The 244-nt window shown below is 64.8% G+C and carries 1 protein-coding gene; it reads left to right on the forward strand.

Annotation, left to right across the window (positions count from 1 at the left end):
• Positions 1-244: SMP-30/gluconolactonase/LRE family protein (locus tag SB772_RS44620; RefSeq protein ID WP_410839104.1), on the forward strand; the 244-nt coding region annotated here is incomplete at both ends.

Raw genomic sequence — 244 nt, forward strand, 5'->3', positions numbered from 1 at the left:
TGGTCGAAACCAACGCGCGCCGCATTTCGCGTCTGCGCGTGCAGGACGACGGCTCGCTCACCGATCGCGAGATCTACGGGCCGCCCGATCTCGGCGGCTTTCCCGACGGCTTCGCGTTCGACGCGCACGGCAATCTCTGGATCACGCTGATCCTCAACGAGAAGCTCATTGCGCTCACGCCCGAAGGCGAAGTGCTCACGCTGCTCGACGACGGCAATCCCGAGGCTTTCGCGCGCTACGAAAC

Origin of the sequence: Paraburkholderia sp. SIMBA_030, assembly GCF_046535245.1 — a bacterium.
Classification (GTDB): domain Bacteria; phylum Pseudomonadota; class Gammaproteobacteria; order Burkholderiales; family Burkholderiaceae; genus Paraburkholderia.